Source organism: Janthinobacterium sp. (assembly GCF_009923995.1).
Classification (GTDB): domain Bacteria; phylum Pseudomonadota; class Gammaproteobacteria; order Burkholderiales; family Burkholderiaceae_D; genus Janthinobacterium.
This window is the reverse complement of sequence record NZ_RFSK01000017.1, coordinates 66,466-80,121: the sequence shown is the minus strand read 5'-3', so window position 1 is coordinate 80,121 and position 13,656 is coordinate 66,466. Positions and strand designations below refer to the sequence as shown.

Annotated in this window: 10 protein-coding genes; 4 read left to right on the top strand and 6 right to left on the bottom strand. The window is 66.5% G+C overall.

The genetic code is table 11. The annotated features are described in order from the left end of the window. Positions 1-64: 64 nt before the first annotated feature. Positions 65-301: a hypothetical protein gene (locus EBS11_RS11300; protein ID WP_290603073.1), complete on the bottom strand. Its 237-nt coding sequence runs from the start codon at positions 299-301 to the stop codon at positions 65-67. 211 nt (positions 302-512) lie between these two features. Between EBS11_RS11300 and EBS11_RS11295 the strand changes: the two genes are divergently transcribed. Continuing rightward, a complete protein-coding gene (locus EBS11_RS11295; protein WP_290603072.1) occupies positions 513-887 on the top strand; it encodes a hypothetical protein in 375 nt (124 codons plus the stop codon). Here EBS11_RS11295 and EBS11_RS11290 read toward each other — a convergent pair whose 3' ends face one another. Further along, positions 888-3,932 (bottom strand): CHASE domain-containing protein, encoded by a 3,045-nt coding sequence (locus tag EBS11_RS11290; RefSeq protein WP_290603071.1) that lies wholly within the window; start codon positions 3,930-3,932, stop codon positions 888-890. Positions 3,933-4,138: 206 nt separating this feature from the next. On the opposite strand from EBS11_RS11290, the gene EBS11_RS11285 reads away from it, so the two are divergent. Continuing rightward, complete coding sequence (locus EBS11_RS11285) at positions 4,139-4,858, top strand: helix-turn-helix domain-containing protein (RefSeq protein ID WP_290603070.1); 720 nt, start codon at positions 4,139-4,141, stop codon at positions 4,856-4,858. Here EBS11_RS11285 and EBS11_RS11280 read toward each other — a convergent pair. Together EBS11_RS11280 and queC are read right to left on the bottom strand one after the other, a co-directional pair. Continuing rightward, positions 4,842-5,747, bottom strand: a complete 906-nt coding sequence (locus EBS11_RS11280) for a sterol desaturase family protein (protein WP_290603069.1) — start codon at positions 5,745-5,747, stop codon at positions 4,842-4,844. The two genes, EBS11_RS11285 and EBS11_RS11280, sit on opposite strands and share 17 nt — an antisense overlap. A 78-nt stretch (positions 5,748-5,825) precedes the next feature. After that, positions 5,826-6,551 carry a 7-cyano-7-deazaguanine synthase QueC gene (queC, locus tag EBS11_RS11275; protein ID WP_290603068.1) on the bottom strand — a complete coding sequence of 242 codons (726 nt, stop codon included), beginning with the start codon at positions 6,549-6,551 and terminating at the stop codon, positions 5,826-5,828. 222 nt (positions 6,552-6,773) lie between these two features. Between queC and EBS11_RS11270 the strand changes: the two genes are divergently transcribed. Together EBS11_RS11270 and EBS11_RS11265 are read left to right on the top strand one after the other, a co-directional pair. Continuing rightward, positions 6,774-8,672, top strand: a complete 1,899-nt coding sequence (locus tag EBS11_RS11270; protein ID WP_290603067.1) for an autotransporter assembly complex family protein — start codon at positions 6,774-6,776, stop codon at positions 8,670-8,672. After that, positions 8,672-13,105, top strand: a complete 4,434-nt coding sequence (locus tag EBS11_RS11265) for a translocation/assembly module TamB domain-containing protein (RefSeq protein ID WP_290603066.1) — start codon at positions 8,672-8,674, stop codon at positions 13,103-13,105. Before EBS11_RS11270 ends, EBS11_RS11265 begins: the two co-directional genes overlap by 1 nt. A gap of 104 nt (positions 13,106-13,209) precedes the next feature. Here the strand turns inward: EBS11_RS11265 and EBS11_RS11260 are convergent, their stop codons facing one another. Both EBS11_RS11260 and EBS11_RS11255 read right to left on the bottom strand, forming a co-directional pair. Beyond that, a complete protein-coding gene (locus EBS11_RS11260; RefSeq protein ID WP_086145529.1) occupies positions 13,210-13,449 on the bottom strand; it encodes a hypothetical protein in 240 nt (79 codons plus the stop codon). A gap of 24 nt (positions 13,450-13,473) precedes the next feature. Continuing rightward, positions 13,474-13,632, bottom strand: a complete 159-nt coding sequence (locus EBS11_RS11255; protein WP_290603065.1) for a hypothetical protein — start codon at positions 13,630-13,632, stop codon at positions 13,474-13,476. Between the last annotated feature and the right edge of the window lie 24 nt (positions 13,633-13,656).

The window sequence follows — 13,656 nt, the reverse complement described above, 5'->3', positions numbered from 1 at the left end:
GGCAAAAGCCCGCGTTGCGGGCTTTTTCACGGCCAGGCCAGGCTGTTGCCGTCTGCCGGTGCCGTCAGCACATGGACATGGCGGGCCGGTTGGGCCAGGTCAGCGGCGGACCGGGCGGTACCCAGCGCGGGTCGATGGCGGGCAGTGGCGCATGGTAGTTGAAGGGATTGATGATGATCGGTGGAATCGCCGATGGCGCGCCGACGGGCTCGGCGCAAGACTGCGGGGCGCTACGCTGGCGCGTGGTTCGATGGTGGAAAAGGGATAGCGATTGATCCCCGGTATCTGCAAACAAAAGCATGTTGCCCTCCTTGCGAGACTGAGGTGTTCAGTATAGGTCGGCCTGCGCGTATTACAAGAAAAGAAATCTTGTTCCAGATCAGCATTGACTGCCCGCATTGACCTTCCATACCGTGAAAATGACAGCCTGTCGCACGCCGCTGGCGACGGGCCAGGCACGCCGCTACAGTGTGACCATGCCACATCCAGTCACCCATCCATAGAGGCTTACCATGAAAAAATTACTCACCTTCGCCCTCATCCTCATGCTGGCCTGCCTGTTCCTCGACAAGATCGGCGCCACGGACATGCACATGCACTTCCACGGCGATGACGTCGACGGTCCGCTGGAGTGGCTGTTCGGCCTGGTGTTTGCCGGCGGCGGCCTGCTGATCGCCGCCATCGCCCTCGTCTGCGCTGCCGTCTTCACGGGCGTCGTGCTGGCCGGCGTGGGCGTGGTGGTGCTCGCCGTCGTGGCCTTTTGCGTGGTGCTGGCGCTGGCGCTGAGCACGCCCGTGCTGCTGCCGCTGCTGATCCCCGTCGCCATCGTCTGGCTGATCGTCAGCCGCAACCGCAAGCAGGCGCAAGCCCGCCAGCACAGCCTGTAATCACTGGGCCATGAACTTGCTGAGCACGCCGTCGCTGCCGCCGTCATTCTGCTCGATGCGGTTGCGCCCGCCCCGCTTGGCGCGGTACAGCGCTTCATCGGCCCGCGCCAGCACGGCGTCGCAATCGGCATCCGTGCCGGCCATGGCGGCCATGCCGATGCTCACCGTGATGGTGATCAGGATGCCGCCATCGGTGGTCAGCGAACTTTCCGCCACGCGCCGGCGCAGGCGCTCGGCAAACACGGCGGCCGCGCCCAGGTCCGTGCCTGGCAGCAAGATGGCGAATTCCTCGCCCCCCACGCGGCCCGGCACGTCGACCTTGCGCAGCGCCTGGCACATCAGCGCGCCCAGGTGACGCAGCACGGCATCGCCCACGGCATGGCCATGGTCGTCGTTGACGCGCTTGAAGTGATCGATATCGAGCATCAGCACGCTGGCGCAGCTGGCCAGCTCGCGCTGTAGCCGTGCATGCTCGTTTTCCAGCGCCGCCATGAACTGGCGCCGGTTCGGCAGTCCCGTCAGGAAATCCGTGGTGGCCAGCTGCAGCAGTTCCGCATTCATGCGCTTGCGCTCGGTGATGTCGAACGAGGACACCATGATGAAATCCAGGCTGTCCGCATGGCCGGGCATGACCAGCAGGCTCAGCTCATTTTGCCGCGCCGCGCCATCGAGGCGCACGAAGCTGCTTTCGCATTCGTACAGGTGGGCGCCGCGGGCCAGCGCCAGCAGGGCGTCGCCAAAGCGGGGCAAGGCAGGATCGTCGAAATTCTGCGCCAGGCTCAGGGCGCCACGGCGCTGGTCCTCGTCGGTGGCGCGCACCTGCGCCAGCGCCGCGCCATTCGCGTCGATGATGCGCACCTTGCCCGCCAGCGCCTTCAATTCCTCCGGATGGGCTTGCAGCCAGGCGGCCAGGTCGCCCACGTCTTTCTGCTCCAGGATATCGAGGGCGGCGCGCACGGCCGACCAGTCCTGTTCCCACAGGGCCACGGGCGCATGGTCGTACAGGCTGCGGAAACGCGCTTCGCCGGCACGCAGCGCCAGCGCCACCTGCGCCTGCTCGATGGCCATGCCGGCCAGGTGCGCCGCCTCGCCCAGGCGCGCCAGGTGGGCCGCGCTGGGCAGCGCGGGCTGGCGGTGATACGCCATCAGCACGCCGAGCAGCTTGCCCGAGCCGCCCCGCACGGGTTCGGCCCAGCACGACTGCAGCTGGGCCCGCCACGCCAGTTCCATCGTGCCCTGCGCCTGCGCATCGGCATGCAGGTCGGCGACGATGACGCGCTGGCCGCCGCGCAGGGCTTGCGCCGCGATGCCGTGCACGCCCTGCAGGGCATCGAGGTCGTGGCCATGGCTGGACAGATTGAAGAACGCGGGCAGGCCCGGCGCGGCGCCCAGCACCAGGCGGTGGCGCTGTTCGTCGAGCAGCAGGATGCTGCACAGCATGGCAGGATGGTCGGCCTGCACGCTGAGCACCACGCTTTCCAGCACGCGCTCGAGCGGCGCGCCCGTGGCGAGCATTTCCAGCACCTGCCGCCGCGTGTGCTCGCGCCGCTCCATCTGGCTGCGCTCGCTGATGTCGCGGAAGGTCCACAGCCGCGCCTGCTCATTGCCCAGTTGCATGCTGCGCACGTACTGCTCGATCACCCGGCCATCGCGCAGGTGCAGCACGTCGCGCCGCTCGCGGTGGCCGTGCGGCGCGTGGGCGCGGGCCACGAGGAAAGGCGCCGCCTGCTCCAGCTGGCTTGCCACGTGGCGCACGAGGGCCTCGCCGTCGGCTTGCCAGTCGAGCGCATCGGGCACCTGCCACAGGTCGCGGAAACGCCGGTTCGACGTGAAGATGCGCCCTGCGATGTTGTCGACCAGGATGCCGTCGATGGTGGAATCGAGGATGTTGCGCAGCATGGCCTGGCTGCGCTGGGCCGCCGTGGCCATCGCCAGCACGCTGGCCTGCCCCTGCTCCAGCTGGCCCGCCAGTTCGCTCGCGCGCGCCAGCGCCACCTGCGCGCGGGCACGGCTGGCCGCCAGCAGCCACGCCGCCAGGGCCAGCGCCAGGCTCACCAGCACGCCCGTCCAGGCCACCGCCAGCGGCCGCGCCAGCAGTTCGCCATCGAAGCCGGGCATGGCGCGCACGCGCAAGGTCCAGGCGTGGCCGGCGATGCTGATGCTCTGCTGCGACGCCAGCGCGGCCGAGGCCCCCGCCGGCTGGCTGCCCGGCAGGCTGTCGTACATCAGGGCCGCCTCGGTCACCTGCGCGCCGTCGTAGATTTCCAGGTCCAGCTGGCGCGATGCCTCGCCGCCCACGCCGGCCATCAGGTCGCCCATGCGAAAGGGGGCAAAGACCCAGGCGCGCAAGGCAGCGCGGCGCTGCTCCACGCTGGCATGCGGCAAGCCATGCTCATACACGGGCAGCACGACGAGGAAACCATAGGCGTCGCCGCTGCCGGCATCCTGCACCAGGCGGATCTTGCCCGTCATGGCGGCCTGGCCCGTGTCGCGCGCCCGCTCCAGCGCCGCCCGGCGCACGGACTCGGACCAGAGGTCGTAGCCAAACGCCAGCAGGTTGCTGTCGCTCAGCGGTTCCAGGTAGGTGATGGGCGCATGCCAGGCGCGCTGGCCCGGCGGGCGGATGGCGTAATCGGGATAGCCTTGCGCGCGCACCTGCGCCTCGTGCCGCGCGCGCTCGGTGCCGGGCAGCAGCGGCAGGTAGCCGATGCCGTGGATGCCGGGGAAATGCCGCTCCACCTGCTGCACCGCCAGATAGGCATGGAATTCGCTGCGCGTGACGTCGTGCGAACTGGCATACAAGCCCTGCACGCCGTGCAGCACCTGGATATACGTCTGCATACGCCCCGCGATGCTGCCCACCAGCTCGCGCACGCGGAAATCGAAATCGGCCTGCACCTGCTGCTCGCTGGCATCGTCCGCATTGCGCCAGGCGCCATACGTCAGTCCCAGGCACAGGGCCAGCACCAGCGCCGCAAACAGGCGCGGCCCCACCCAGTCCGATACGGGCCGGGAAAACCACGACGAGGACGCGCGTATATGCATGACGGGCTCATCAAACCACTTCGGGGCCGCAGGCTGGCAGCGGGCTTGCATGACTACCATCGGTAGCCGATGAGAATGATAGTACGTTACAGCGGGCAGGCATGCAATGGCGGATTTTGTGTTAAAAAGACCACATATTTCATTAATGCAATTATGTATGCTGCGGGAAAATTCGATGCCTTGGCAACCACCGCGCATGCCCTGATATGATCGCCCCGCTGACCATCATGAAGGAGACGCGCGTGCAGCAGGCGAGCTGGCAAGGAAGCTTATGGCTGGCGCCCGACTTTGCCATCCTGCATGGCGAAGCGGGCGCCACGGACAGCCACGCCCATTACGCCCACCAGCTGATGCTGAGCACGGGATCGCCCTTCACGGTGCGGCTCGACGGCACCGTCCACACGGCGCACTGCCTGCTGGTGGAAAGCCTGCGCCCGCATGCCATCCTGGCCGCGCCGCCGTCCATGCTGACCATCTATGCGGAACCGCAGCGTGTGAGCGGCGCCACCCTGCTGGCAACGCTCGACGGCGTGCGCCTCCCCACCCTGGACAGCCTGGCCGCCGCCCTGCAAGCGACGCCGCGCGAGACCCTGCCCGATGCGCGCCTGCAGCGGGCCCTGGACCAGGTCGATGCCTTACTCTCCGGCAAAGTCAGCGCGGCCGCCGTGGCCGAGGCGGCGCACCTGTCGCTGAGCCAGCTGGAGCGCCTGTTCAGCGCCCGCCTGGGCTTGCCCGTGCGGCGCCTGGTGCTGTGGCGCCGCCTGCGCCTGGCCATCCGCGGCATTTTGCTCGGCAGCACCCTGACGCAGGCGGCCCACGGCGCCGGCTTCGCCGATGCGGCGCATTTTTCGCGCACCATGCGCAGCCTGTTCGGCGTGCGCGCCGACCGCAGCTTGCGCCAGCTCAACGTCAAGCTTCTCGGCTGAACTCCTGGCACAGCCCGGCCGGCGCTTCGGGCGCGCGCACGCCCTCTTCCGCGCGGAACGGTTCCAGCAGCTGCGGCAGATAGGCCACGGGATAATCGGGACGGCTGCCGATGCCCAGGTCCTCGCCCCGCATGCGGTAGGCGGGCGCGTCGAAACGCGTGCCCAGCATCCGGTCCCAGCACGTAAAGAACAGGCCGAAATTCACGTCGCCGGCGGTGCCGTATTTCATGTGATGAAAGCGGTGCAGGGGCGCCCAGGCGAAGACGTGGCGCAGCGGCCCCATGCGCATGTCCACGTTCGCATGCTGCAGCAGCAATTGCACCGCCACGGCAAACGCCAGCACGCCCATGACGCGCTCCGGTATGCCCAGCAGCAATAGCGGCAGCATGCCGCCCGCCGCTTCCAGCAGCAGGTGCAGCGGATGCTTCATCCAGCCATTGAAGCCGTACAGGCGCCGCACGCTGTGGTGCACGGCATGCAGTTTCCACAGAAAATAATAACGGTGGCTCAGGTAATGCACGAAGGTGATGCCGCAGTCGGCAATCAGGATGGCCAGCAGCAGCTGGCCCCAGAACGGCAGCTGCGCGGGCCAGAATGGCCCCAGCGCCAGGTGCCCGGCCAGGAGGGGAAAGATGGCCAGGCCCAGCAGGTACAGCGCCTCGTTGACGAGTGCGTGCAGGACGTCGCGCGCGCCGTCGCCGTGGTCCACGTTCCAGTCGCCGTCATACGGCAGGTAGCGCTCGGCCAGGAAGGACGTCAGCAGGGCCAGCAGCAGCAAGGGCGGCAAGACCCACAGGGACAGGTGGCACGCCGCCACCAGCGTTGCGGCGGCGCCGATGAAGCCGGCCCAGAACACGGGGCCGTACAGCGCGGCAAAGAGGGATTTCATGGCAAGGCTCTCCTGTGGCAAAAACCACAGCATGGCCCGGCCCCCTGCCGCGCCGCTTGAAGAAACGGCGCAAACTGCTTATTTTATAGCCGGTGTCGCCGCCTTCCTCGCCGCGTACTGCTGGTAGCCGTTGGCGCGCAGGGCGCAGGCGGGGCAGGTGCCGCAGCCATAGCCCCAGTCGTGCAGCTCGCCCCGCTCGCCCAGGTAGCACGTGTGCGTGCCGCTGCGGATCAGGTCGACCAGCGGCTGGCCGCCCAGGTCTTCCGCCAGGTCCCAGCTTTGCGCCTTGTCCAGCCACATCAGCGGCGTTTCCAGCTTCAGGCGCGTATCCATGCCCAGGTTCAAGGCCACTTGCAGGGCCTTCATCGTGTCGTCGCGGCAATCGGGGTAGCCGGAGAAATCCGTCTCGCACATGCCGCCGACGAGCACCGTCAGGCCGCGGCGGTAGGCCACGGTGGCGGCCACCGTCATGAACAGCAAGTTGCGCCCAGGAACAAACGTGTTCGGCAAGCCGTTTTCCTGCATGACGATCTCGACGTTCTGCGTCATGGCCGTATCGGAAATGGCGGAAATCAGGGACAGGTCTATCATGTGGTCAGGGCCGAGGCGGCTGTCCCACTCGGGCGACTGCTGGCGCATCTGCTCGAGCACGCCGGGACGCACGGTCAGCTCGATCGCATGGCGCTGGCCATAGTCGAAGCCAATCGTTTCCACGCGGCTATAGTGCTTCAGGGCCCAGGCCAGGCAGGTGGTGGAATCTTGCCCACCGCTAAAGAGCACCAGTGCGGAGTCAGTTGCTAGCATAATTTCTTTCTTTTCAATTTTATTCTGTTGTTGAGTGCGCGGGGAAACGAGATTCTGTGCGCTAATAATACTTATTCGTCCGCCATCAATTTACCTATTCCGGTAACATGCAGTCAGCATTTACTCATCTGGAGCACCATGTTTTCTGCACGACCTATACGGCACACAGCCGCCGGCAAGGCGCTACGACCACGAATTTTGGCACAAGTGGTGGTAAAAGTAATGGGTCAACTGACACTGGCGGCCGCCGGCAGCGTCATCCTGGTCTTCCCCATCGCCCACGCCTATGCCCAGGAAGGCACGCAAGACGCCGCGGCCGACAGCAGCGCCGCCACGGAAGCGGCACCGGCCCCGCTGCAATACGAGGTGAAAGTCAACGCGCCGGGCGACCTCGATGAGTTACTGGAAAAAAACCTCGACCTGGAACGCTTCCGCGGCAATCCCCGCATGGACCGCGAGCAATTGCAGCGCCTCGTGCGCGATGCTCCCGAGCAAGTCAAAAACCTCGTCGCCACGGCCGGCTACTACACGCCCACCGTCACCGTGCGCCTCGATGCGACGGGCGCCAAACCCGTCGTCATCATCGACGTCGACCCGGGCGAACCCGTGACGGTCGGCCAGGTCGAGCTGGAACTGCGCGGCTTCGACCCCACGCCGCCGCTGGCGGCAAGCGAACCGTATGACACGGAAGCGCTCAAGCGCAACTGGTCATTGAAGACGGGCAGCGTGTTTCGCCAGGCGGAATGGGAATCCGCCAAGCGCGCCCTGCTGCGCGAAGTGGTGCAGACGCGCTATCCGCGTGCCCAGCTGGTCGACACGCAAGCCGTGGTCGACCCCGAAACGCACAAGGTTTCCCTGATGGTGGTGCTCGACAGCGGTCCCGAGCTGCGCTTTGGCGAGCTGCGCATCGAAGGCTTGCAACGCTATCCTGAAAGCATCATCCGCAATCTGGACAAGATCCGCCCCGGCGAATACTACAGCGAATCGGCGCTGCAATCGTTCCAGGCGCGCCTGCAGGACACGGGTTACTTTGCCAGCGTGGAAGTGAGCGCCGACATGAGCAGCATCCTCAGCGAACAGATCGAGGCGGGCCAGGAAACCCAGGCGGCCGAGGCCGAGGGCGCGGCCCCCGTGGCCAAGCCCGTCAACCGGGGGCCCGCGCCGCTGCTGCCGCTGGTCGTGCGCGTGACGGAAAACAAGCAGCAAAACGTCAGCGCCGGTCTCGGTTTCAGTACGAATACGGGGAATCGTGCCCAGCTCAACTATGACAACCTGAACGTGTGGGGCACGCGCTTCAAGAGCGCCATCACCATGGAAACGAAGAAACAGGCGGCGCACGCCAACTTCTATTTCCCCACCACCGAGCGCGGCTACAACGACAGCGCGGGCGCCTCGTTCGAGCGCAGCGACATTTCCAACGAAATCACGGCCGTCTCCAGCGTCTCCGTGAAGCGCAACTGGGGCGGCACCAACCTGGAGCGCAGCCTGACGTTCGAATTCCTCAGCGAGGACAAGACCGTCGTGGGCCTGGAACAGACGCGCAGCAAGAGCTTGCCGCTGACCTATGCCATCACCAAGCGCGACCTCGACAGCCTGCTCTTCCCCACCAGGGGGTACGTCATCAATGCCCAGGTGGGCGGCGCCCTGCTGCCCGTGCTGACGGACGAGCGCTTCGTGCGCGTGGCCGGCAAGGTCGTCTGGTATCACCCGCTGGGCGAAAAAGGCGAAGTGATCCTGCGCGGCGAAATGGGCGCGCTGGGCTCGAAAGAGAAAAAAGGCGTGCCCGCCGTCTACCTGTTCCGCGCGGGCGGCGACCAGTCGGTGCGCGGCTATGGCTACCAGGAACTGGGCGTGAAGGAAGGCGACGCCACCGTCGGCGGACGCTATATGCTCACCGGCAGCGCCGAATACCAGTACTGGTTCAAGCCGAAATGGGCGATCGCCGCCTTCTATGACGCCGGCAACTCGGCCGACACGGTGAAAGCGGCCATGACGCCGAAATCGGGCTACGGCCTGGGCGGACGCTACAAGAGCCCCGTCGGCCCCATCAACGTCGACGTGGCATATGGCCACGCCGTCCACAAATTCCGTCTGCACTTCTCTCTGGGATTCACTTTCTGATGTCCGATATTACTACCGAGTCCCCCAACGCCGCCGCGCCGCCACCGGCGCCGCCGGCGAAACCACCGCGCCGCTGGATGCGCTACCTGCTGATCGCCGTCGCCAGCCTGGCCGTGCTGTTGGGCGCCGCCTTCTGGTTCCTGGGCCGCGAATCGACCTTGCAGATGCTGGTGCAAAAAGTGGCCAGCGCCAGCGGCGGCGAGATCGAAGTGTCGGGCGTGTCCGGCTCGCTGTACAACCGCATGCACCTGGGCCACGTCAGCTACCGCAGCAAGACGCAGCACATCACGGCCGACAACATCGACATCAACTGGTCGCCGTTCCAGTTCTTCTCGGAAGGCATTGCCATCAGCGAATTGCACGTGGCCAGCCTGGCCGTGGAAAGCCTGGCGCCGTCCGAGGAACCGTCGACCATGCCCGCCAGCCTGGCTTCGCCGTTCAAGGTGGGCATCAGCGATGCGCGCCTGGACAAGGTGACGCTCGTCAGCGCGGGCGGCAACACGGTATTTGAAAAAATCCACTTCACCCTGTCCGGCGACAAGACGCAATGGCAGCTGGAAAACGCCTCCGCCCTGACGCCCTTCGGCCAGGCCACGGCCAGCGCGACGATTGCCGCCACGCAGCCGTTCAAACTGTCAGGCAAGGCGGGCTTGACGCAGATCAACCCGGCGGCCGGCGAAAAACCCGCCGCCTTGAATCTGCAGCTCGGCGGCGACCTGAAGGTGCTCAACGTCACGGCCAAGGGCAGCGCGGGCGCGGCCACGGCCGACGCCCAGCTGGCGCTGGCGCCGTTCGACCCCGTCATCATCCTGCACTCGGCCAGCATCCGTGGCCGCAACATCAATCCGGGCAAGTTCGATGCGACCCTGCCGCAGGCGGACCTGAGCCTGGAACTGGACGCCGCCATCGACACGCGGCCCAACGCGCAGACCGTGTCGGGCAAGCTGGCCATCCTCAACCATGCCACGCCCGGTCCCATCGACCAGCAAAAGCTGCCCCTGCGCCAGTTCGAGGCGCGCCTGGGCGGCACCCTGACGGCCACCACCCTGGAATCGGCCCTCATCGATTTCGGCAATGCGGGCAAGTTCACGGGCAGCGGCAAGCTCAACCGCGACGCGGCCGACGCGGCCATCGGCAATGCGCAATTGATCTTGCACACGGACAAGATCGACTTGCAGCACATCTACAGCAGCATCAACAGCACCAAGATCGTGGGCGATATCGTACTCGACAGCGACGGCAAGACGCAGACCCTGCGCGCCAAGCTGGGCGAAGCCAAGCTGCGCCTGGACGTGGAAGCCACCCTCGCAGATTCCCTCGTGCAACTGCGCAAGGCCACCTTACAAGCGGGCAAGAGCAACGTCAGCGCGACGGGCCAGATCAGCCTGAAGGACGGGCAGGAATTCAAGGCCGTGGCCAATGCCAGCCGCCTCAATCCCGCCGACTTCGGCGCCTTCCCCGTGGCCGACCTGAATCTCGACGTGCGCGCCAACGGCCACGTGGCACCGCAATGGCTGGCGAATGCGGACTTCACCGTGCGTCCCAGCAAGCTGCTCGACCAGCCCCTGTCCGGCAAGGGCAAGCTGACGGCCGATGCGGCCCACTTCAGCGGCATCGACGTGCAGCTGGCACTGGGCAAGAACAACGCCACGGCCAAGGGCAACTTTGGCGGCGCCGGCGAAAAACTCAACTGGAACGTCGATGCGCGGCAACTGTCCGCCGTACAGGCCGACTTGCTGGGCAGCGTGCTGGCCAGCGGCGTCGTGCAGGGCACGATGCAGCAGCCACGCACGAGTTTTGTTGCCGATGCAAAAGGACTGGGCTTGACCAGCGGCAAGCGTCCTGCGGCGGACAGCGCCATCCACGCCAGCGGCGAAGTGGGCTTGACGGGACCGAAGCAGGAAGCGGAGTTGAAACTGGCAGGTTCCTTGCAAAAGATCAACCCGGCCGCCTTCGGCGCTTCCCTGCCCAGCGGTAACGTGAATGCGGATTTCACCGGCAGCGGCCGCCTGACGAGCGACTGGCAAGTGGCCCTGAACCTGGGCTTGCGCGAATCGACCCTGCAAAACGCGCCGCTGGCCGGCTACGCCAAACTGTCCGCCAATGCGAAACGGGTCGACAGCGTGGACACGGAACTGCGCCTGGGGCCGAACAGCCTGCAAGCCAAGGGCGCGCTCGGCGGTGCCACCGACAAGCTGACGTGGAAGCTGGACGCGCCGCAATTGTCGACCCTCGGTCCCCGCTTTGCCGGCGTGCTGCAGGCGTCGGGTAGCGTCTCGGGCAAGATGGACGCGCCCGCCGCGCAGCTGAGCCTTGATGGCCGCGACCTGACCTTCTTTGGCGACCAGCAATTGAAGTCCATCAAGGGCAGCGCCAGCGTGGGTGCCGGCCAGGGCGCGCTCGACCCCATGGTCAGCAGCCTGGAGATTGCGGGCTACAGCACGCCCACCTTCAAGCTGGGCAGCGCCCGCCTGAGTACCTCCGGCACGCGCGGCAGCCATACGGTGAACCTGGCGGCGCGCAATGACGATTTCGATGCCAGCGTGCAAATCAAAGGCAGCCAGAGCGGCGCCAGCTGGACGGGCACCATCGACAGCCTGCAAAACAAGGGCCGCTATGCGCTCGTGCTGCAGGCGCCCGTGCCCGTCAAGGTGGCGGGCCCCGCCGGCAGCGGCGTGGCGGGCCTGGGCCAGCCCGAGCAGATCAGCGTGGGCAACACCGTCATCAAATTGCCAGCGGGCAGCATCACCATGCAAAGCCTCGTCAAGAACGGCCCCCGCTGGACCAGTTCCGGCCAGGCGGCCGGCGTGGCGCTGACCTACCTGGCGCAAGTGATTCCGTCGCTGCAGGCGAACGCGCGCAGCGACCTGACCCTGGGCGCGCAATGGTCGCTCGACATGCAGGTGCCGACGGCGAAACAGAAGGACCCGGCCCTGGCCGGCATGCTGCATATCTACCGCGAAAAAGGCGACGTGACGGTGGGCGTGGAGCAGCCGCTGGCGCTGGGCTTGCGCACCCTCGACGCGCGCATTGACGTGGCCAACCAGCAATTGCGCCTAGCCGTGAAACTCGATGGCGCGCGCGCGGGCCAGAGCGATATCAACGCCACCGTGCAAATGCTGGGCGGACGCATCAGCAACGACAGCGCCCTCTCCCTGACGGGCACGACCAACGTCGATTCGCTGGCCTGGCTGGCGCCGCTGACGGGCCAGCCAGGCCTGGAACTGGGCGGCGCCCTGAAAGTGGCCCTGTCCGGCAGCGGCACCATCGGTGCGCCGCAACTGAATGGCGACATCAACGGCAGCAAGCTGCTGGTGAACTGGGCCGACCAGGGCTTGAAATTGCGCAATGGCGTGCTGCAAGCCAAGCTGGCCGGCGACCAGCTGCAATTGCAACGCCTGAGCTTTGACGGCGGCGACGGCAAGGTGCAGGCCGATGGCTGGGTGCGTTTTGCGAATGGCGAAGCGAGCCTGGAGCTGAAGCTGATGGCCGACCGCCTGCAGGCGCTGTCGCGTCCCGACCGCACCTTGGTGCTGTCAGGCAACAGCACCCTGGTGCGCAACGACAAGCGCTTCAGCTTCGAAGGCAAGTTCAAGGCCAACCGCGCCCTGATCGAACTGGCGCCGCAGGACACGCCCACGCAAAGCAACGACGTGGTGGTGCTGGGCAAGGAGGTCAAGGGCAGCAAGGAAGCGCCGTCGCTGCCCCTGAATATCGACCTGGAATTTGACCTGGGCAACGCCTTCCACCTGCGCGGCATGGGCCTGGACGCGGACCTGGCGGGCAGCGTGCGCGCGCGCGTCATCAACCGCGCCGCGCCGCGTGTGACGGGCAGCATCCGCGTGGCCAACGGCCAGTACGCGGCCTACGGACAGAAGCTGTCCATCGAGCGGGGCCTGATCGCCTTCACTGGCGCCTACGACAATCCATCGCTGAACATCCTGGCCGTGCGCAAGCGTCCGGAAGGCGAAGCGCTGTCGGAAACGAACGTGGAAGCGGGCGTGGAAGTGCGCGGCACGGCCCAGGCGCCGACGGCCAAGCTGGTGTCCACGCCGAGCGTGTCGGACAGCGACAAGCTGGCCTGGCTGATCCTCGGCCATGGCGCGGAATCGGCGGCCGGCGATGAAATGGCCTTGCTCACCACGGCGGCGGGCGCCCTCTTCGGCGGCTCCGGCGGCGGCTTGCAGGGCAAGCTGGCCAATTCGCTGGGCCTCGACGAAGTGGGCCTGTCGCAGGCACAGGGACTGGAAAGCACGGTCGTCACCGTCGGCAAGCGCCTGTCCTCGCGCGCCTACCTGACGTTCGAGCAGGGCACGAGCACGGCGACGAGCCTGGTCAAGCTGCGCTACAAGCTGAACCGCCGCATCACCCTGCAGTTCCAGACCGGCACCAACAATGCCCTGGACGTCTTGTACACCTGGGCATTCGATTAGATTGAGCGCAGGCCGGCTCAGCGGCACAGCCGCGTAATCCGGCACCAGCAGAAACAACAAAGGGCGCCGCGGCGCCCTTTGTTTGATCTGCCGCAAAGGCGGCCTTACTCGGCCACGTCGAGGCCCCGCTCGATCATGCCTTCGACGTAGGCGCGCAAATACTGTTCCAGCGCGGGGCCGGACAGCACGTTGGCCGTCAGCGCGCCGTGCGGCGAGCCCTTCAGCACGCCATCGTGGTACACGCGCGCGATCCAGGCGACGTCCGCGCCTTGTGTATAGTCGAGCTCATAGTCGAACGTTTCTCCGCTGACTTTGCGTGTGTAGACTTCCTTGACAATTGTCATCTAAAACAGCCTTTCTTGACGAGATTAACTGGGGTGCGGGTGCGGCACGGGATCGTCCTGCGGCACCGGGTGCACGGGTCCCGGATGGTGGCCCGGCGCTTGCTGCGGTTCCGGTGCCGGCATGGGTTCATCGACAGGCGCCGGATCGGGCGCGCGGTGGGCATCAACGGCAAACGTGGTCATGGCTGGCCTCCCTGCGGACAAAGG